We start from the raw sequence: 19295 nt of genomic DNA, 5'->3' as shown, positions 1-19295 counted from the left end.
GTACCTCCGTGCTGAACCGCCCCGTCCCACTGTCTCCTGGAGAGAACCGACTTTCATGCACGGACCGTCAGCCCAACCGGTGTCCGCCGCCCCCTCGGTCACCCTGCTCACCGAGGGCACCTACCCGCACAGCCACGGCGGGGTCAGCGTCTGGTGCGACCAGCTCGTCCAGGGCATGCCCGACATCGACTTCCGCGTCATCGCCGTCACGGGCACCGGCCGGGAGCAGCTCGCCTGGCAACTCCCCGGACACGTACGGCAGGTGGACAGCGTGCCGCTGTGGGGACCGCCGGCGCCCGGCCGCGCCCCGCGCGGCAGGCGGCTACGCCGCTTCCTGACCTGCTACGAGCAGTTCCTCGAAGCCCTGCTCGACCCGGCCCGCGAGCCGCACTTCGCCCGCGGCCTCTACCGCCTGTCCGACCACGCGGCCGACGGCACCCTGTCCGCCGCCCTGCGCGACGAGCCGGCCGCCCGGCTGCTGGCCCGTCTCTGGAACCGGCCCCACCTCGCCACGGCCGCCGCACGCCCCACCCTGCGCGACGCCCTGACCGCCACCGACCTGCTCGAGCACGCGCTGCGCCCGCTCGCCGCTCGGGTCCCCGCCGAGGGGATCACCCACGCGGTGAGCGGGGGCCTGGCCACCTTGCCCGGGCTCGTCGCCCACCACCGCCACGGCACCCCCTTCCTCCTCACCGAGCACGGCATCTACCTCCGGGAGCGCTACCTCAGCTTCCGCGCCGAGCCCTACCGCTGGCCCGTCAAAGCCCTGATGCTGGGCCTCTTCCGGCTGCTCGCCCTGGAGAGCTACCGCCGGGCCGCCCTCGTCACCCCCGGCAACCGCTACAACCGCCGCTGGGAGGAGCACGGCGGCACCCCGCCCGAGCGCATCCGCACCGTCTACAACGGCGTCGACCCGGCGGCGTTCCCGCCCGCCGGGCCCGAACCCGACGTCCCCACGCTCAGCTGGGCCGGCCGGGTCGACCCCATCAAGGGCCTGGAGACCCTCATCCGCGCCTTCGCGCTCGTACGGAAGGAGATACCCGACGCCCGGCTGCGCCTGTTCGGCGGCACCCCGCGCGGCGGCGAAGGCTACCGCACCGCCTGCGAGGCCCTCGCCGCCGAGCTGGGCGCGGCCGACGCGGTCACCTTCGAAGGGCGCGTCGAGGACATCCGCGACGCCTACGCGGCCGGCAACGTGGTGATGCTCTCCAGCATCAGCGAAGGGTTCCCCTTCACCCTGATCGAGGCCATGTCCTGCGGGCGGGCCACCGTCTCCACGGACGTGGGCGGGGTGCGCGAGGCCGTCGGCGACAGCGGGCTGGTCGTGCCGCCCCGCGACCCGCAGAGCATGGCCCGGGCCGCGCTGCGGCTGCTGAGGGACCCGGGGCTGAGGGCCACCATGGGCGAATCGGCCCGGCTGCGCGTCGTGGAGCAGTTCACCCTCCGTCAGACCATCAGCGCCTTCCGCGACATCTACCACGACCTCGCCCGGCGGCGGCAGCCCGTACCCCTGTCCGTCACCGTGCCGCAGCCCGTCCCCGTCATGGCCCTGGCCGCCGGCGGTGCCGGATGAGCGGACTCCTGCGGCTCGTGCCGGACGAGCCGGAACCGTGCCACGACCTCGCGGCGGCCCCCGCGGGCCGTCCCCGCTCCACGCCGCGGTGGGCGGCGGACCCGCTCGACGACCTCGCCCAGGAACTGGCCGAGGTGTGCGCGGCCGCCGTCCACCCCGACGAGATAGCCGCGGTCCTCGAAGCCGACGGGCTCACCGGCGAACAGATAGCCGAACGCTACGGACGTTCCGACGCCTTCGAACTCGCCGCCGAGCTCTTCGCCCGTGTACCGCGCGGCCACCCCGAGCCCGGCCCCCGCCCCGACCCCTGGCGGACCGGGGCCGGCACCTGCCTGCTCCGCTCCCTGGTCTTCACCCTCCCGGGCCTCGGCTACCCGCTCGGGGCGCCCCTGCTGGCCGGCCCCCACGACCGGTTCGGCCTGCCCGCCGGCACGACGGCACTGGTGGCCGCCGGGCTCGCGGCCTGGGCCTGGAACCAGGGGCTCGCCCACCGCGCCTACCTCCGCCTGGCCGCCGGCGGCCGCGCGGCGGCCGGACGGTGCCTCGCCGTGGGCGCCCCGCTCGGGGCCCTGCTCGCCACGGCCGCCGCGCCGGCCTTGCGGGCCGCCCCGGGGGCGCTCGCCCTCGCGGCCGGCCAGGCGCTCTACCTCGCGGCGGCCACCGTCCTGCTGGTGCTCGGCAGGGAACGCCTCCTGCTGCTCACCCTCGTCCCCACGGCCACGGGAGGGGTCGTGATCCTCCTCACCCAGCCGCCGCCCGTCGTCGGTGTCACCCTGCTGTTCGCCACCACGGGCGGCGCCCTGCTGGCGGCCGCGTACGAGACCGCGCGCGCCCTGCGCGAAGGCGAGCCGCCGGCCGGGGCGGCGCCCCCGAGCCTGCTCGCCTCGGTCCCCTACGGCCTGTTCGGCCTCGGCTGCGGGGTGCTCACCACCGTCGCCGCGCTCGGCGACCTGCTCGTCGGCCGCCGCGCCGGAGCCGGCGGACCCGAGGTCATCGCCCTGACCCTCAGCATGGGGGCCGCCGAATGGCTGCTCTACCGCTGTCGCAGCCGCGGCCTCGCGGCGCTCGGCGCCTCGGTCACCACCGCCGGCCTGCTCCTTCGGGCCGCCCGGGTGTTGGTCACCTGCGTCGCCGCGTACCTGGCGGTGCTCTCCGTCCTCGTCCTCGCCGCCGAAGTCCTGTGGCACGGCGGTCCACCGCCCTTCCCCCTGCGCCTCGCCGCCCTGCCGGCGCTCGGCGCGGTGCTGTGGACCGGACTACTGCTCCAGGCCTACGGCACGGCCTGGACACCGGCGCTGCTCTGCCTGGGCGCCGCCGGCGCCGAGACCGCCGCGCTCACCCTGCGCGTCTCCACGCCCGCCACCTTCCAGCTCGTGATCTGTACGGGCACGGCGATTGCCCTGCTGGCCGTCGCCACCGCTCTGCTCGGACGGATCACCACCCACAGGTGATCACCGCCCCACGGTGATGACCGACGCGTCACCCGCTCCTCACGCACCGCCGCACCACCGTCCCTTGTCCGTCGTCCCGTCGTCCCCGAGGGAGACCCACATGTCCGCACCGTCGCTCGTCGCCGTCACCGGCGCCGAAGGCTTCATCGGCTCGCACCTGGTCGAGGCGCTCGTCGCCGACGGCCACCGGGTCCGCGCCATGGTCCAGTACAACTCCTTCTCGTCCTTCGGCTGGCTGGAGGACCTGCCCGAAGACGTGATGGCGCAGGTGGAGGTGGTGCTCGGGGACGTCCGCGACCCCGGCTCCGTCCAGGGCCTGGTGACCGGCGCCGAGACCGTCTACCACCTGGCGGCCCTGATCGCGATCCCGTACTCCTACCGGGCTCCGCACAGCTACGTCGAGACCAACGTGATGGGAACCCTCAACGTCCTGGAGGCGGTGCGGCACCTGGGCGTCCCGCGCCTGGTCCACACCTCCACCAGCGAGACCTACGGCACCGCGCAGACCGTGCCGATCAGCGAGGACCACCCCATCAACACCCAGTCCCCGTACGCCGCCTCCAAGGCGGGTGGCGACCGCCTCGCCGACAGCTACCACGCGAGCTTCGAGCTTCCCGTGGTCACCCTGCGGCCCTTCAACACCTACGGCCCCCGTCAGTCCATGCGCGCCGTGATCCCGACCGTCGTCGCCCAGGTGGCCGCCGGAGAACGCACCATCACCCTCGGCGACCTGCGCCCCACCCGGGACTTCAGCTACGTCAAGGACACCGTGGCCGCCTTCCGCGCCGTCGGCACCGCCCCCGCCGACGACGTCGTCGGCCGCACCTTCAACGCCGGCACCGGCGAGGAGATCTCCGTCGGCGACCTGGTGACCCTCGTCGGCAAGCTCATGGACACCGACCTCACCGTGCGGGAGGACCCCCGGCGCCTGCGCCCCGCCGGCTCCGAGGTGATGCGGCTGGTCTGCGACTCCTCCCGACTGCGGGCCGCCACGGGCTGGGCGCCCGCCCACACCCTCGAAGAGGGCCTCCGCGAAACCGTCGCCTTCTTCCGCGACCCGGTGAACCTCGGCCGGTACAAGACCGGCACGTACCACGTCTGAGCCGCTCTCCCCGCGCACGGAACTCACCGAGAGACCACCCACCGCAGAGAGGAACGGCACCCCATGCACGTAGTCATCCTGGCCGGAGGCAAGGGCGTCCGGCTGCGCCCCTACACCACCGCCCTGCCCAAGCCGCTGGTGCCCATAGGCGACCAGCACGCCATCCTCGAGATCGTCATGCGCCAGCTGGCCCGCACCGGTTTCACCAGCTGCACCCTGGCCATCGGCCACCTCGGCCACATCATCCGTGCCTACGTCGGCGACGGCTCCCAGTGGGGCATCAGAGTCGACTACACCACGGAGGAGAGTCCCCTGGGCACCATGGGCCCGCTCCTCACCATGGTCGACCGGCTGCCCGAGCACTTCCTGGTGATGAACGGCGACGTCCTCACCGACCTGGACTTCGGCGACGTCCTGCGCCGGCACACCGGGTCCGGGGCCCAGCTGACCATCGCCACCTACGCCCGCCGGGTCAGCATCGACTTCGGCGTGCTGACCACCGAATCCGGCCGCGTCGTCGGCTTCGCCGAGAAGCCCAGCATGGACTACCGCGTCTCCATGGGGGTGTACGGCGTCTCCCGCGGGGCCCTCGCCCGCTACACCCCGGGCCTGCCGCTGGGCTTCGACGAGCTGGTGCTCGACCTGCTGGACGCCGGGACACCGCCCGACGCCTACGAGTTCGACGGCTACTGGCTCGACATCGGGCGGCCCGACGACTACGACCGTGCCAACGCGGAGTTCTCCGTCCGCCGTGACCTGCTGATCAAGGGAGCGTGACCGGCACCGATGCGCATCCTCGTTCTGGGCGCCACCGGATTCCTGGGCCGGCACGCCGCCGAGCGCCTGCGCGCCCTTCCGGGCGCGCGGGTGCTCGACGCGGGCCGCTCGCCCGGCGCCGCGCTGCCCGTCGACCTCGCCACGGCCGACCCCGACCGGCTGGCCGCCGCGCTGCGCGGGGCGGCGCCCCACGCGGTCGTCAACTGCGCCGGCGCGGTGGGCGGTGACGCGGTGACCCTCACCGGAGTCAACGCCCGCGGCCCCGCGGTGCTGTGCGCGGCCCTCGCGGCGGCGGCACCGCAGGCCCGCCTGGTCCACCTGGGGTCCGCCGCGGAGTACGGGCCGGGCGACCGGCCCCGCACCGAGGGCGACCCCGCCCGCCCCCTCGGCCTCTACGGCGCCGCCAAGCTGGCCGGCACCCTCGCCGTCACCGGCTCCGGGCTCGACGCGGTGGTCCTGCGCGTCTTCAACCCCGTCGGTCCGGGCGCCCCCCTCTCCTCGCTCGCCGGCCGGCTCGCCGCCGGGCTCCGGGAGGCGGGCCCCGGCGGCGAGGTCCGGGTCGGCGACCTCTCCGCGCACCGCGACTTCGTCGACGCCCGGGACGTGGCCGAGGCCGTCGCCCTCGCCGTCACCGCGCCCGGCCCCCTTCCCCCCGTCCTCAACATCGGCAGCGGAACGGCCCGCCCCGCCCGGGAACTCGCCGCGGGCCTGGCCCGGGCGGCCGGCTTCCGCGGTCGGCTGACCGAGGACGGGGACGGATCCCCCCGCTCGGCCGCCGTCCCCTGGCAGCAGGCCGACATCGCCCTCGCCCGCGACGCCCTGGGCTGGGCGCCGCACCGCGAACTCGCCCGGTCCCTCGCCGACCTGTGGGCCGAGAGCCCCGACCGGACCGAGGAGCGCGCCCGGTGAGGGCCGCCGACGCGTCACCGGACGGACAGCGGCTGCTCGTTCCGCTGTACGTGCACCCCGCGACCGACCCGGCGGCCTGGCAGGACCTGGTGGCGGCCGCGCCCCGGCTGCACGGCGTGGTGCTCAACGTCGCCGACGGGCCCGGCCACCGCCCCGACCCCGCCTTCTCCGCCGCGGCCGAACGCCTGCGCGGCGCCGGGGTGCGGCTGCTCGGCTACGCCGACACCGGTTACGGCCGCCGCCCGCCCCGGTCCGTCGTCGCCGACATCCGCCGGCACCGCAGGTGGTACGGCGTGGACGGGGTCTTCCTCGACCAGGTCCCGGTGCAGGCCGCGCTCGTGCCCCGCTACCGCAGGCTGGTGCGGGTCGCCAGGGCGCTGGGCGCACGCACCGCCGTGCTCAACCCGGGCACGCATCCCGATCCCGGCTACGCCCGGATCGCCGATCTCCTCGTCACCTTCGAGGGCTCCTGGGAGGACTACCGTCGCGCCGGGGTGCCGGACTGGACCGCCGACCATCCGCCGGGACGCTTCTGCCACCTGGTCCACGGGGTGCCCGACGGGCGGGCGGAGCAGGTGGCGCGCACCGCCGGCCGCCGGGGCGCCGGCGTGCACTGCGCGGTGCCGGGGACCGGGGCCAACCCCTGGCGGAGCGTGCCCCTCACGGGCTCCGGGCTGCCGGGGGCGGCGCGGTGACGCGGCGGTGGGGGAGGGCCGGGGCGCTGGCCGTGGCACTGGCGCTGCTGGCCGGGTGTTCCTCGTCGTCCTCGGAGCCCGGGGACGAGGCGCCGGAGGCGGGAGCGGAGCGCACGGCGCGGCCGGGTGCGACGGGGACGCCGGACGCGTCCGGCACGGCGGACACCCCCTCGGCTTCGCCCGGGAGCCCGTCGGCCTCCCCGGGAGCCCCTTCGGCCTCGCCCGGAACCCCCTCCGGTGCCCCGGCCCGCTGGCGGCCCCGGCCGGGCACCCGCTGGCAGTGGCAGCTCGACGGCACGGTGGACACGTCCGTCGACGTGCCCGTCTACGACATCGACGGTTTCGAGAATTCCGCGGACACCGTCGCCGAACTCCACGCCCGCGGCCGGAAAGTGATCTGTTACGTCAACGCCGGGGCGTGGGAGGACTTCCGGCCCGACCAGGCGAAGTTCCCCTCGGCGCTGCGCGGCAGGAAGAACAAGGGGTGGAACGGCGAGAAATGGCTGGACATCCGCCGGCTCGACGTTCTGCGGCCCCTCATGGCGGGCCGCATGGAGATGTGCCGGCAGAAGGGATTCGACGCCGTCGAACCGGATCTGACGGAGGGATTTCGCAATGACACCGGTTTTCCCCTGACCGCCGGTCATCAGCTGGCATTCAACCGGATGCTGGTGGAACTGGCCCATGAGCGTGGCCTGGCCATCGGTTTGAAGAACGACCTCGACCAGATTCCGGAACTGGTCCGCGACTTCGATTTCGCGGTCAACGAGCAGTGTGCCCAGTACAAGGAGTGCGAGAAGCTGGCGCCGTTCGTCCAGGGGGACAAAGCGGTCTTCCACGTCGAATACGACCTGGAGCCGGGGGCGTTCTGTGGGACCGCGAAGCGGTTGGGGCTGAGTTCCATGCAGAAGAAGCTCGATCTGGACGCCTGGCGCCGCCCCTGCTGAATCGCGCCTTCCGGTTGTTCCGCCAAGGCCGGAAATCCCCTCCGTCGCCTGGGAGAACGGCCTTCCAGGGGCGTTCCGGAAAGGGCCGGTTCCCGCGCTGGGCGCGAAGTGAAGAAGTTCACAGAAGCCCGTTTCGGGGCGGATCCGGAGCGGTCGATGATGCAGGATCTGTGCTCGAACACAAGATCCCGTCACCGAGGCGGGCGACCCGGGCGGACGCCGAGTCCTGCCGCCGCACCGGGTGCGGAAACGAATTGACGGATCGGCAGGAGCGGGAGACCCAAGCGGTACGGACCACGAAAGCGGTGGTCCTTGGGGTGAAGCCACACGATGGCCGGGCAACTTCGCAGCCCGAACCCGACAGGTCACCTTTCGCAGGCGGATGTCGAAGGGCTTTGGCATGTCTGCGTTGCCTCGCATACCCGTGCTCGTTTCCCGCGCCGGCGCCGCGTCGGCCATCACCGCGGCCACGCTCGCGGCTTCGGTGCTCGTCCCCGGCCTCGCCACCGAGGCCTCCGCGGCCACCGCGGGGGAGCAGGCTCTGAAGGCGGCGGCCTCCAAGCAGGGCTCGCCCTACCAGTACGGCGCCGCGGGCCCGAACCGGTTCGACTGCTCGGGTCTGACGCTCTACTCGTTCAAGAGGGTCGGCAAGTCCCTCCCGCGCACCGCGGCGAGCCAGTACAACTCCACCCGGCATGTCTCCGGTGGCTCCCGCCAGGTCGGCGACCTGGTGTTCTTCCACTCGGGCAGCAACGTCTACCACGTCGGCATCTACGCGGGTAGCAACAAGATCTGGCACGCCCCCAAGCCGGGCACCTCCGTGCGCCTGGAGAAGATCTGGTCCAACAGCGTCTGGTACGGCCGGGTCAAGTAGGTCCGCGACCGGCGCGTCCGCTCCCCGTCCGAAGGGCGGGGAGCTTTCGTCGTCGCGCGGCCGTCATCGCGCCGGGGTGCCGCCGAACAGCCGGTCCAGGTGGTGGCGCAGGACGGCCGTGGCGGCCTCCGCGCTGCGCTGCCCGACCAGCACGCTCGTGCCGAGCCCGGCCGACATGGCCAGCAGGCCGATCGCCTCGGTCCGCGCGTCCAGGCCGGGCACGGCGGCGCCCTCCTCGCGGGCCGCCTCCAGCTGGCGCGTCAGCAGGTCCTCGGCGGCGCGCGGCCCGTCGATGAACGGCTGGGCGGCCAGCGCCTCGTCCGTCACGGCGAGCACCGCGTAGGCGGTGTAGACGAGATGGAAGACGCGGCTCTCCTCGTCGGTCGGCAGCGACTCCAGCAGCACCGCCTCCACGACCGACCGCGGCCCGCCCTCGCCTCCCGCGGCCGCCACCCGGGCGCCGACGCGCGCACCGAGGCCCTCGGCGAGGTGGTGCAGCCCGTAGAGCAGCAGGTTCTCCTTGGTCTGGAAGTAGTACTGCACCAGGCGCAGGGAGACGCCCGCCTCCGCCGCCACGTCGCGCATCCCGACGGCGTGCAGGCCCCGTTCCCCGGCAACCCGGAGCAGCGCCTCGGCGATCTGTGCGCGCCGCTGTTCGTGGTCGACCCGTTTCGGCATCCGCCGCGCCTCCGCCCGTTTCCGTCCACCAGTCCGGTCGTGCCGGCTGCGCTCCATGATACAGCCGTATCACCATGGTGATACGGTGGTATCACCAAAAGGACGAGGCGGAGGTGCACGACCGTGTCCGAGAACATGACCCGTGACCGCGGGGGCGACGACCGTTCCGTCGGGCGTTATGTGAGCGAAGAGCTGCGCGACCGCTACTTCGAGGCGTGCGAGGCGGTCATGGGGCTCGGCCCGATGCCACGTGAGGAGGTCGACGTGGAGACCGACTTCGGCACCACGCACGTGTACCTGCACGGTCCCCGCGTCGGACCCGACGCGCGGACGCCGGTCGTGCTCGTGCACGGCGCCGGCGGCAACTCCGCCCAGTGGTACCCGAACGTGGCGGCCCTCGCCGGGCGCCGGCCCGTCTACGCCGTCGACACGCTCGGCGACCCGGGCCGCAGCGTGCAGCGCGCGCCCATCCACGAGCCGGAGGACGCCGCCCGGTGGCTGGAGCAGGTGCTCGACGGCCTCGGCCTCGACCGGGTCCACCTGGTGGGGCACTCCTACGGCGGGTGGCTCGCGCTGAACCAGGCGCATCGCGCCCCCGGCCGGCTGGCGTCCGTCACCCTGCTGGACCCGGGCGGGCTGGAGAAGACCGGCCTGCGCTTCTACGCCTGGATCTTCGTCAGCGCCCTGGGGATGGTCGCGCCCGTGGCGATCCGCCGGAGGCTGGCGGCGTGGCTGGACCAGCCCGTCCTCGTGGTCCCGGAGCTGCGCGCCATGATCTGGTCGAGCCTCCGGGCGTTCCGCATCCGCCGCCCCTCACCGCTCCCACTGACCGAGGCCGAGCTGCGGACGATCCGCACCCCGCTCTGTCTGCTCCTCGGCGAGCGGAGCCTGTTGGTCCATCCGGCCCGGCAGGCGGAACGGCTGCCACGGCTGGTCCCCACCGCGCGCGCCGAGATCATCGCCGACACCGGGCACGGGCCCAATCTCGATCATGCCGGGCAGGTCAACGCCCGCATGGTCGCCTTCATGGACGCGGTGGACTGACGACGGGCGGTGTGCGCCGGAGGTCCTCCGGCGCACCGCCCGTGGGGTCGGCGGTGGCGTCAGCGGGTGGCGGCGCCGAACGCGGCCAGGCCGTGGTCCACCTGGTCGGCGGTGGCGTGCCCGACCGCGAGGACCGCTGCCCGGTCACCGTCGACGGCCAGCAGGGTGGGGAAGCCCTGGACTCCGAAGCCGGCCGCGCGGCGGAAGTCGGCGCGGGCGGCGGTCTGCGCCGCCGGGGCGCCGAACGCGGCGGTCACGGCGTCCGCGTCCAGGCCGGCGCCCGAGGCGATCCGGCGGTAGGTGGCCGCGTCGGAGAGGCTCAGCCCGGCCGCGTAGAACGCCTCCTGCATCGCCGCGGCGAGCTCCGCGGCCCGGTCCGGGGCGGCCTGGCGGAGGGCCGCCATGCCGCGCGCCGCGGCCTCGGAGTCCATGACGAAGGAGCCGTCCGCGATCAGCCGGTCGTAGGGCTGCCCGAACGTCACCCCCGTCAGTTCGCTGATCTTGGCGTTGGCGCCCTGGACGTAGCCGAATTCGCGGATCGGCACCCTCCGGGCCCCGGTGAAGAGCCCGCCCGAGACGACCTCCACCGCGAGCTCCGGGTGGCGGCGGGTGACCTCGGCCAGCACCGGCGAGAAGCCGTAGGACCAGCCGCAGTAGGCGTCGAAGACGTAGACGAGCTTCATGGGGGAGTCTCCAGGGTGCGGAGCCCGCCGGACGCGGGCGATTCGCCTGAAGCAACAGTATCTGATGTGTCAGGTATTCCGGGGGGTGCGGTGTGGGCGAGCGCACCCCCGCAGAGCGCCGTAGCCGGTCACAGGCCCGGTATCTCGCGCAGGCGGCGCAGGGGCGAGCAGGCGATCGGCACCCAGGTCAGCGCCAGACTGAGGGCGCCGGCCCACAGCGCGGCGCGGACCGAGAGCAGCTCCCCGAGGAGGCCGGCCAGGGCCGCACCCGCGGCGAGGGAGCCGGTCAGGACCAGGCGCATGGTGGCGTTCACCCGGCCGAGCAGCCGGTCAGGGGTCACGCTCTGGCGGAAGCTGACCGCCAGGACGTTGTCCACGCCGACCTTGAAGGTGGTGACCAGCCAGCCGCCGGCGGCCAGCCAGAGCGCCGGGCCCCGGTCGATCACGGCCAGGGCCATGCCGAACGGCGTGACGACCAGGCCCAGCAGCCAGAGAACCCGCCCGGCGCCGAGCCGGCGCGCCAAAACGCGGGCCGACAGGGAACCGCACAGAACGCCGACTCCGCCCGTGGCGAAGAAGAGACCGATGACGAAGCCGGGCAGGGCGAGTTCCCGGGCGAGCAGGAGGGGCAGGACGGTCTGGCAGAGCTGGATCGACAGGTTGGTGCAGGCACCCGCGACGGCGACCGCCCTCAAGGAGGGGTGGCCGAAGACGAAACGCACGCCCTCGCGGATGTCCGCGAGCAGATGACCGCGGCCGGTCGCCTCGGGCGCCGGTTCCGGTCGCCGGATCCGCGCGAGGCAGAGGGCCGACCAGAGGTAGCTGGCCGCGTCGATCACGATCGCCGCGGGGGCGGACACCAGCGCGATGAGGAATCCGCCCGCGCTGCGGCCCCCGATCAGGGCGGCGGCGTCGACCGTCACCAGCAGGGAGTTGGCCTGGGCGATCCGGTCGCGGCCGACCAGCTGCGGCAGATGGCTCTGCGCCGCCACGTCGTGGAAGACGGTGGCCGCGCCCGCCAGCAGGACGACGGCGTACAGCTGTCCGATGGTCAGGGCGCCGAGCGCCCAGGCGGCCGGCACGGAGAGCAGGAGAGCCGCTCTGGTCAGGTCCGCGGCGATCATCACCGGCCGCCGGCGCATCCGGTCGACCCAGGCGCCGGACGGCAGCCCGATCAGCAGGACCGCCAGAGTGCCCAGGGTCGCCAGCAGGCCGACCTGGCCGACGGTGCTCCGCAGAGCCACCACGGCGACCAGGGGGATCGCCAGGTAGCTGACCGAGCTGCCGAGCTTGCTCACCACCGTCGCGGTGACGAGCAGCCGGTAGCCGGGATCGTGGAGCAGGGGGCGGGGGGTCGTGGTCGGGCGGGCGCCGAGTTCGGTCGTGGTCATGGCGCGAGCCTGTCCGCCGTCCCGGGGCCTCGGCCATGAATTTAGGCTGTACTGAATCCGCAGGACCACGGGGACGGGCGAGGAGAGGGACAAGGCGTGCTGGAGCTGGAGTTCACGGCCCGGGACCTGGCGCGGACCAGGTTCGCCCTGTCCCTTCTGTGGGAGGTCGTGGCCAGCGTCCGGATCCTGAAGAACGACCACGAGGAGCACGGGCTGTTCCGGCCCTGGACCGGGCAGGCGCGGCGACGACTGGCAGCCGCCGGGCTCGACTGGGCCCTGCTGGCCGATCTGGTCCCCGCCCCGCCCCGGACCGTCCCCCTCTTCGTCGCGCCGCCTCCCACGACCCCGCTGGCCGACCTCGGGGTGGAACTGGCCGTGCTCCGCGCCACCCCCGTGGAGCAGGTCCGCTCCGGCCTCGACGGGCGGTGGGCGCCGCGCTCCGCCCGCGTCGAGGCACTGCGCGACGATCCGCGGCGCGGCCTCGCGGAGCTCGCCGAACTCGTCGAGGCCTACTGGGAGGTCGCGCTCGCACCGTACTGGCCGAGGATGCGCTCGCTGCTGGAGGGCGACGTGCTCCACCGGGCGCGGCTCCTGGCCGAGGGCGGCACCGACAGACTGCTCAACGACCTGGACCCCGCCGTCGGCTGGGACAGCGACACCTTGCGCGTCCGGCACCTCTACGTCCGGGGCGCCCGGCGGCTCGACGGGCGCGGTCTGCTGCTCGTGCCGTCGGTGTTCGCGTGGCCGCGCGTCTTCTCGATCACCGCCCCCGGCTGGCAGCCCACGCTCCGCTACCCGCCGCGCGGCGTGGCCACGCTGTGGGAGCGGCGCACAGCGGTCGCCGAGCCGCTGGCCGCGGTGATCGGACGGGGCAGGGCCCGGCTGCTGGCCGAACTCGACACCCCCGCCGCCACCGCCGAACTGGCCCGCCGCACCGGGATGACGCCGGGCGGGGTCTCCCAGCACCTGACCGCGCTCCGCGCGGCCGGCCTGGTCGACGGCCACCGGACCGGCCGCTACGTGCTCTACACCCGTACCGAGGCCGCCGAGGTCCTGCTGGCCGCCGCGGACCGCCGGTGACACCTGCCGGGCCCGCGCAGGGGTGACCGCCTTCGGCAGCGACGCCCGCCCCCGCCGAAGGCACGCTCAGGGGCCGGTCACGGCCCTCGGCGGCCTCACCGCAGCCGGGGCAGCGCGTCCCGCGCCGCGTGGCTGAGGGTCCGCAGGTCCTCGGCGAAGCGCTCGCGGTGCTCCGGCGGCAGCGGCTCCAGGAAGAAGCGCCGGATGTTCTCCCGGTGGACCCGGGCGGCGCGCACCACCGTCTCCTCGCCCACGGCGGTCAGCCGCACCAGCCGGCCCCGCCGGTCGTCCGGATCGGTGTCCCGCACCACCAGCCCGGCCGCCTCCATCCGGTCCACCAGCCGGGTCACCCCGCCGGTGCTCAGGACGCGCTCCTGCGCGATGGACCGCATCGGAAGGCCGGCCTCGCCGGCACGGCCCAGGATCAGCAGTACCTCGAACATCAGGTGGCTGATGCCGCACTCCTCCTCGATGGCCCGGCCGAGGATGTACTCCAGCCGGTTCGCGGCCCCCTGGAGCCGCCCGAAGGCCAGTACGAGGCCGTCGTTCGCCGCCTGCTCGGCCGTCGCGATCCCCGCTCCGCCGGCCGTTCCGTCGCCTCCTCCGGCGTCCGTTTCGTGTGCCACCTGGCCCCTCTCACCGCGTCCGACCGCACCTCATGGCGCCCACGCACCACACCGGAGCCTACGAGGAGAAGCACCGCCCCGGTCGCACACGGTACGCACGCGGTCTTGCCGAAAAGCCGTCCCCCCGCCAGATTCCCTTCAGCAGTGTCGATGTGCGTGACGGCCGTCACGCGGGAGGGGGAAGTCGTGGACGTGAGCCGAAGACTGAGCCGAAGAGGGCTGTTACGCGCGGGACTGGGGGTGGGCGGCGCCGTCGCCTGGGCGGGAGCGCCGGCGGCGGCCCGGGCGTCGACGCCCCTGCCGCTGGACCGGGCGGCCTGGGCCGCGCCGGCGGCGCGGGCGGGACTCTTCCCGGAGTGGAGCAGGTTCGCCCGGCTGGCGGACGGCACCTTCGACGAGGACGCGGACCCGGCCAGGGACATGAAGCCGGTGGTCGACGCCCTCAAGGCACAGAACGTCAGCGTCATCGAGCTCGACACGATCCTGTCGAACTGGCTGACCGGGGAGGAGTTCACCCAGCACCTGGACAAGGTGCGGAGCTTCGTGACGCTGGCGCACACCGCCGGCATCCGGGTCGTCATGTACTACCCGTCGCTCGAAGTGATCAGCGTCGGCGGGGAGAAGGGCCGGTCCTTCTACAAGGACGGCGGCGGCAAGGCATGGGTGCAGCGTTCGCTCGACGGCAAGCCCAACGTCTTCTACGGCAGCCTGGTGGTCTGGGTGGACCCCGGCGACGAGAGCTGCTGGGTCAGCCCCAACTCGCCCTGGCGGGACTTCTACCTGGGCCGGATCAAGGCCCTCGCCGGCACCGGCCTCGACGCCGTCTGGCCGGACGTCCCCATCTACTTCGACGGGGCGCTGACCTGGTGCGACGCCTCGTCCTGGGCGGCGGACGCGTTCAAGGCGGACACCGGCCTCGCCCTGCCGGCCAAGGCCGACTTCTCCGCCCTCCCCTTCCGCCGCTACGTCGAATGGCGGCACCGCGACCTGCTCCAGTGGCAGCTCGACATCGCCGCCGCCGGCCGCTCGGTCAACCCCGAACTGGTCACCTTCGTGGAGACCGTGAGCATGGACTACCAGTACGCCACGCTCGTCGGCCTGGACGGCGCCTACCTGCGCAAGGCCGAGGGAGTCAGCCAGATGTGGGAGGTGGACGTCCTCGCCAACTACGACGGGATGCGCCACGCCACCGCCACCGACTGGACCTGCCTGATCTCGATGTACAAGTACGCGCGGGCCGCCAGCGGCACCAAGCCGGCCTGGGCGTTCTCCTACGGCTGGAAGGCCGACGACGCGTCCTTGGTCATGGCCGAGCTGCTGGCCGCGGGCTGCAACCCGTACGAGGTCAAGAGCCCGTTCAAGAACGAGACCACCGACAAGGCGATGCGCACCCGGATGTACGCCTTCGTCGCGGCCAACCAGGACAAGCTCTTCGACGCCACGCGCGTCGCCGAGGTCGGTGTCTACCACTCCTCGGCCTCCCGCGACTTCGTCAGCCCCACCGCCGGCACGGGCATGTACGCCAACACCAAGGCGCCGTCCGGGGTCAAGGACTGGTGGAGCTCGGGCAGCGCGGAGGAGAGCTGCACCCGGCAGGCGTGGCTGGGCGAGTTCCGCGGCACGGTGAAGGCCCTGGTGTACGCGCACGTCCCCTTCACCACCGTCACCAGCCCCTTCCTGGCCGCCGAGGACCTGGCGGGCCTGAAGGTGCTGATGCTGCCGAACCTCCAGGCGGTCTCGGACGCCGAGGCCGCGGTGCTGCGCGGCTTCGTGGCCGGCGGCGGCACCGTCGTCGTCACCGGCCCCGCCCCCACCGCACTGGACGAGCTGGGCACGGCCCGCGGGGAGTACGCCCTCGCCGACGTGCTCGGCTTCCGCAAGGGCGACCCCCTGCCGGCCACTCTGCAGAACCGATTCGGCTCCGGCGTGTGCTGGTACGTCAAGGACCGGCCCGGCCACAGCTACCTGGCGAAGACCGACAGCGCGGCAGCCGACCGGATCCTCGCCCCGGTCCGCGCCGCCGCGCCGCCGGCCGTGACCCTGACCGGGGACAGCCGCATCCACCTGGAGCTGAGCCGCCGGGGCGACGACACCGTCGTCCAGCTGGTCAACTTCACGTGCTTCGGGGACACCCCGGCGGCGTTCCGCACGACACCGGCCACCTGCACGGTCGCGCTGACCCTGCCGGAGGGCAGGCGGGTGCTGTCCGCGACCGTCAGCTCGCCGGACACAGCGTCGCCCGCGCCGCAGCCGGTGCCCTTCACGGCCACCGGCACGACGGTGGACGTCACGCTGACGGTGGCGCAGTACTCCCTGCTGACGGTCACCACGGGCTGAACGGTCTCACCCGGTGCCGGGGGCGGGGATCCGCCACAGCGAGGACGGCCGGTCCTCGTCCCCGGCGTGGGACTCGAAGGCGATCCACCGCCCGTCCGGCGACCAGCTCGGGGCCCCGTCGTAGCGGCCGTCGTCCCTGGTCACCCGGACCGGGCGGCCCCCGCCGTCCGCGGGCGTGACGAAGATCTGCGGCAGGTCCAGGCCGCCCTCGGTGGAGGAGAACACCACCCACCGGCCGTCGGGCGACCAACTGGGATCGGTGTGCTCGCCCCGGCCCCGCGTGAGCCGGCGCAGCCCCGAACCGTCGGCGTTCACGGTGTACAGCGCCCAGTCGCCGTCGCCCTCGCGCCGCTGGAAGACCAGCTTGTCCCCCTTGGGCGACCAGTTGGGCTGGCGGTTGTCGCTGCGGGTGGCGGGCCCGTCCAGCAGCCGGACCGCTCCAGTGCCGTCGCGGCGCACCTTCCACAGCGAGCCGCTGCCGGCGTGGTCGCCGGAGCCCTCCCGCTCGACGCTCTCCTGGAAGACGATCCACGCGCCGTCCGGCGAGAAGCTGGGCTCCAGATAGCCCGACGCCCCCTCGTGCGCGGTGACCCGGGCGGGTTCCCCGCCGGGCCTGAGCACCCAGACCTCGTCCCGGCCGGCCCGGTCCGAGGCGAAGGCCACCTCACCGGACGGACTCCAGCTGGAACCCGGCAGGTTCACCGCGGCCCGGTCGGCCTCGTCGAGGAGGGTCGTGGGCTTCGCGCGCGCCGTGCCGCGCGCACCGAGCGGCAGGACGCGCAGGGCGGCGGCGCCCTCGTTGTAGCCCTCCCGGAAGAGGGTGAACACCACGGACGCGCCGTCGGGCGAGAACGCCGGGTTCTGGGCACTGGCCCGCCCGCCCCCGCGGAACAGCAGCTCGGCTCCGTCGGCGCGTGCGGCGTGCGGGGACTCCGCGTCCGGCCCGGGGTCCGTGCCGCCACCGCCGCACGCGGTCAGCAGGGCGACGGCGGTGAACGCTGCGACGAACAGACGACTGCGCACCGGGCCGACCGTAGCGGAGCCGGCCGCCGCGCGACAGGGGCGCGACCGGGTGGGGTCCCTAGAGCGGCAACGGGACCGGCAGCGGTGCCGCGTTCGTCAGGAGCTTCGGCACCGAGGTGAGGAGGGCCTGGAGGTCCGCGACGACGGTGTTGACGAGCGTCGTGACCTTGGCGACGTCCTTGGCCTGGACGGCCGCGAGGAGATCGGTGACGTCCTTGACCAGCTTGTCCAGCTGTCCCTTGACGTCCGACACCGGGTCGGCGGCCCTGGCCGGGGTCTGGGCCCGCACGGCCGTGTGCAGCCGGTCGGCCGACTCCCGCAGCCGCTGGCGCAGTTCCTGGAGGCGCTGGAGGTCGACGGTGCGCGAACGGGCCTCCGTACCGATCCTGGAACCCAGCGAGAGGGTGTCCCCCAGACCGCCGATGGGATCGAGCCGGTCCGCGGCGGAACCCGGCGCGGACTCCACGACGGCGGGCTCGGACGCCAGACCGTCGGCGAGGGCGGGCCCGGCTATGCCCAGGGCGAGCGAGCCGCACACGGCGGCCGCGGCGGCGGTGGTGAACTTGGTGACGCGCATGCGGGAGAACTCCCTTCGAAACGCCTGTGGGATGCGACCACCGTCCGCTGACCCACCCGGGGGCGCAACCGCTCACCCGAGCGGCCGCGGAGTGGGGCGCGGGCCGGGACGACCCCCCTGAGCTGTGCTTTCGCACCGGAGGGCAGCGGATTTCAGCCCCGGGCGGCCGTGCAGCCGAAAGGGTTCGCGCACGGCGCTCACCCGGGCGGCCGCCCCGGACCGGCAGCGGGCACAATCGAGGCGTGTCCAGAAGAAACGCACGCCGGGAGCCGGCGATCACCACCACCTCGCCCTGCCCCTGCGGGCGCGCCGCGACCTACGGGGACTGCTGCGGCAGCTTCCACAGCGGGCGGGCCGCCGCCCCGACGGCGGAGCGCCTGATGCGCTCGCGCTACAGCGCCTTCGCCGTCCGGGACACCGCCTATCTGCTGCGCACCTGGCACTCGACGACGCGGCCGCCCGCCCTGGACCTCGACGAGGACGTCCGGTGGACCGGCCTCGACATCCTCGCCACGACCGGCGGCAGCGCCTTCCACACCGAGGGGACGGTCGAGTTCCGCGCCCACTGCGTCGTCCACGGCCACGCCGACTCCCAAGCCGAACGCAGCCGTTTCGTGCGCGAGGACGGGAACTGGGTGTACCTGGACGCCGCAGGCTGAGCGCGGCGTCGTCAGCCGAGCGCGCCCAGGAGGGCCAGCTCGCGGCTGGACGCCTCGACCATCGCCCTGATCCTGTCGTCCGGCGCCCCGGCCCCTGCCGGGGCGAGGGCGTTGAGGCTGTACCCGTCGGGGGCCAGCCGCAGCAGCGTCGCCGCGGCCAGCCGGCGGACGTCCCAGAACGGGCGGGTGCGCAGCGCGGCGCTGAGGCCGCCGAGCTCCTCCCACGCCCCCGCCCCGGCGAGCACGACCCGCACGACCGTGAACTCGGCCCGCGCCAGGCGGGCGAGGGGCGCCGCCAGGTCGCGGGCGGCCGGGCCGTGCTCGACCCGCCGGGCCTCCCGCACGTAGCGGTGCAGGAGCAGGCGCAGGACGCAGCCGGGCGGCGGGGCGGGGGACAGGGTGTCGAGCAGCGCCCCCAGCCGCTCCACCAGCCGCCGCCCGGCCGGCTCCAGGTCCGGTGCGCGCCCGCTCGTCAGGCGTTCCCTGAGGTAGTGGGCGCGTTCGCACGCCGGTGCCCGCTGGCCCGGGGAACAGCACAGCGCGAGGCGCACGTACGCCTGGAAGGCCGCCACGGCGCGGTCGACGTCCCCCGTGTTCGCCGCGCCGAGCCCCGGCGAGTTCCAGGGGAAGACGATCGTGCGGCGCTCGAGTCCGGTCCCGGCATCGCTCAAGGAGATCGGCCCCCACGTCAGGGCGCCGCCCTGCCCCTGGGGAGACACGGCGACGCTGTCGGTGTGCCTGTCGGGATACGAGGTTCCGCCGGTAACGGTGGCACCGCCCGGTGCGGGGGTCAACCGGCCGTGTGCTCCCGGAATCAGCCATACCGACGGGCCGGGCCGCGCCGCCGTGACGCCGCGCGCGGCGGCTTC

The 19295-nt window shown here is 74.2% G+C and carries 19 protein-coding genes and 1 riboswitch; of the genes, 12 read left to right on the top strand and 7 right to left on the bottom strand.

The features are described 5' to 3' along the window. Positions 1–55 precede the first annotated feature (55 nt). From pelF to CYQ11_RS03020, 8 genes are all read left to right on the top strand, one after another. Complete coding sequence (gene pelF / locus CYQ11_RS03055; RefSeq protein WP_099198959.1) at positions 56–1573, top strand: GT4 family glycosyltransferase PelF; 1518 nt, start codon at positions 56–58, stop codon at positions 1571–1573. After that, on the top strand, positions 1570–3024 hold the full coding sequence (locus CYQ11_RS29115; protein WP_146104639.1) for a hypothetical protein: 1455 nt from the start codon (positions 1570–1572) through the stop codon (positions 3022–3024). The genes pelF and CYQ11_RS29115 overlap by 4 nt, the downstream gene beginning before the upstream one ends. A 100-nt stretch (positions 3025–3124) precedes the next feature. After that, positions 3125–4126 (top strand): SDR family NAD(P)-dependent oxidoreductase, encoded by a 1002-nt coding sequence (locus tag CYQ11_RS03045; protein WP_099198958.1) that lies wholly within the window; start codon positions 3125–3127, stop codon positions 4124–4126. A 63-nt stretch (positions 4127–4189) separates the two neighbouring features. Next, positions 4190–4903 (top strand): sugar phosphate nucleotidyltransferase, encoded by a 714-nt coding sequence (locus CYQ11_RS03040; RefSeq protein ID WP_099198957.1) that lies wholly within the window; start codon positions 4190–4192, stop codon positions 4901–4903. A gap of 9 nt (positions 4904–4912) precedes the next feature. Then, complete coding sequence (locus CYQ11_RS03035; RefSeq protein ID WP_099198956.1) at positions 4913–5812, top strand: NAD-dependent epimerase/dehydratase family protein; 900 nt, start codon at positions 4913–4915, stop codon at positions 5810–5812. Next, a complete protein-coding gene (locus CYQ11_RS03030) occupies positions 5809–6507 on the top strand; it encodes a spherulation-specific family 4 protein (protein ID WP_099198955.1) in 699 nt (232 codons plus the stop codon). The genes CYQ11_RS03035 and CYQ11_RS03030 overlap by 4 nt, the downstream gene beginning before the upstream one ends. Continuing rightward, positions 6504–7454 carry an endo alpha-1,4 polygalactosaminidase gene (locus CYQ11_RS03025; RefSeq protein ID WP_398779753.1) on the top strand — a complete coding sequence of 317 codons (951 nt, stop codon included), beginning with the start codon at positions 6504–6506 and terminating at the stop codon, positions 7452–7454. Before CYQ11_RS03030 ends, CYQ11_RS03025 begins: the two co-directional genes overlap by 4 nt. Positions 7455–7699: 245 nt before the next feature. Then, positions 7700–7850: riboswitch (cyclic di-AMP (ydaO/yuaA leader) on the top strand. 4 nt (positions 7851–7854) lie between these two features. After that, positions 7855–8328, top strand: coding sequence for a C40 family peptidase (locus CYQ11_RS03020; protein WP_099198954.1), 474 nt, complete (start codon positions 7855–7857; stop codon positions 8326–8328). Between the two features lie 63 nt (positions 8329–8391). Here CYQ11_RS03020 and CYQ11_RS03015 read toward each other — a convergent pair whose 3' ends face one another. After that, on the bottom strand, positions 8392–9006 hold the full coding sequence (locus CYQ11_RS03015; RefSeq protein ID WP_099198953.1) for a TetR/AcrR family transcriptional regulator: 615 nt from the start codon (positions 9004–9006) through the stop codon (positions 8392–8394). 135 nt (positions 9007–9141) lie between these two features. On the opposite strand from CYQ11_RS03015, the gene CYQ11_RS03010 reads away from it, so the two are divergent. Further along, on the top strand, positions 9142–10050 hold the full coding sequence (locus CYQ11_RS03010; protein WP_099199048.1) for an alpha/beta fold hydrolase: 909 nt from the start codon (positions 9142–9144) through the stop codon (positions 10048–10050). 59 nt (positions 10051–10109) lie between these two features. On the opposite strand, the gene CYQ11_RS03005 is transcribed toward CYQ11_RS03010, so the two are convergent. After that, positions 10110–10733: a DsbA family protein gene (locus CYQ11_RS03005; protein ID WP_099198952.1), complete on the bottom strand. Its 624-nt coding sequence runs from the start codon at positions 10731–10733 to the stop codon at positions 10110–10112. 128 nt (positions 10734–10861) lie between these two features. Further along, positions 10862–12124 (bottom strand): MFS transporter, encoded by a 1263-nt coding sequence (locus tag CYQ11_RS03000; protein ID WP_099198951.1) that lies wholly within the window; start codon positions 12122–12124, stop codon positions 10862–10864. Positions 12125–12220: 96 nt separating this feature from the next. Between CYQ11_RS03000 and CYQ11_RS02995 the strand changes: the two genes are divergently transcribed. Then, entirely contained in the window at positions 12221–13204 is a 984-nt protein-coding gene (locus CYQ11_RS02995) for an ArsR/SmtB family transcription factor (RefSeq protein ID WP_099198950.1), read from the top strand. A gap of 95 nt (positions 13205–13299) precedes the next feature. Here CYQ11_RS02995 and CYQ11_RS02990 read toward each other — a convergent pair whose 3' ends face one another. Further along, positions 13300–13830 (bottom strand): MarR family winged helix-turn-helix transcriptional regulator, encoded by a 531-nt coding sequence (locus CYQ11_RS02990; protein ID WP_099198949.1) that lies wholly within the window; start codon positions 13828–13830, stop codon positions 13300–13302. Between the two features lie 192 nt (positions 13831–14022). Here CYQ11_RS02990 and CYQ11_RS02985 point away from each other — a divergent pair, with 192 nt between their 5' ends. Then, positions 14023–16167 (top strand): type 1 glutamine amidotransferase family protein, encoded by a 2145-nt coding sequence (locus CYQ11_RS02985; protein ID WP_240003363.1) that lies wholly within the window; start codon positions 14023–14025, stop codon positions 16165–16167. Positions 16168–16173: 6 nt separating this feature from the next. On the opposite strand, the gene CYQ11_RS02980 is transcribed toward CYQ11_RS02985, so the two are convergent. Both CYQ11_RS02980 and CYQ11_RS02975 read right to left on the bottom strand, forming a co-directional pair. Next, positions 16174–17190, bottom strand: a complete 1017-nt coding sequence (locus CYQ11_RS02980) for a TolB-like translocation protein (RefSeq protein WP_099198948.1) — start codon at positions 17188–17190, stop codon at positions 16174–16176. Positions 17191–17248: 58 nt separating this feature from the next. After that, positions 17249–17767 carry a hypothetical protein gene (locus tag CYQ11_RS02975; RefSeq protein ID WP_099198947.1) on the bottom strand — a complete coding sequence of 173 codons (519 nt, stop codon included), beginning with the start codon at positions 17765–17767 and terminating at the stop codon, positions 17249–17251. Between the two features lie 242 nt (positions 17768–18009). Between CYQ11_RS02975 and CYQ11_RS02970 the strand changes: the two genes are divergently transcribed. Further along, a complete protein-coding gene (locus CYQ11_RS02970) occupies positions 18010–18426 on the top strand; it encodes a YchJ family protein (protein WP_099198946.1) in 417 nt (138 codons plus the stop codon). 11 nt (positions 18427–18437) lie between these two features. On the opposite strand, the gene CYQ11_RS02965 is transcribed toward CYQ11_RS02970, so the two are convergent. Further along, positions 18438–19097, bottom strand: a complete 660-nt coding sequence (locus tag CYQ11_RS02965; RefSeq protein ID WP_146104638.1) for a hypothetical protein — start codon at positions 19095–19097, stop codon at positions 18438–18440. Positions 19098–19295 lie beyond the last annotated feature (198 nt).

Source organism: Streptomyces cinnamoneus, from assembly GCF_002939475.1.
In the GTDB taxonomy this organism is placed as follows: domain Bacteria; phylum Actinomycetota; class Actinomycetes; order Streptomycetales; family Streptomycetaceae; genus Streptomyces; species Streptomyces cinnamoneus_A.
This window is presented reverse-complemented; position numbering and strand designations above follow the sequence as displayed.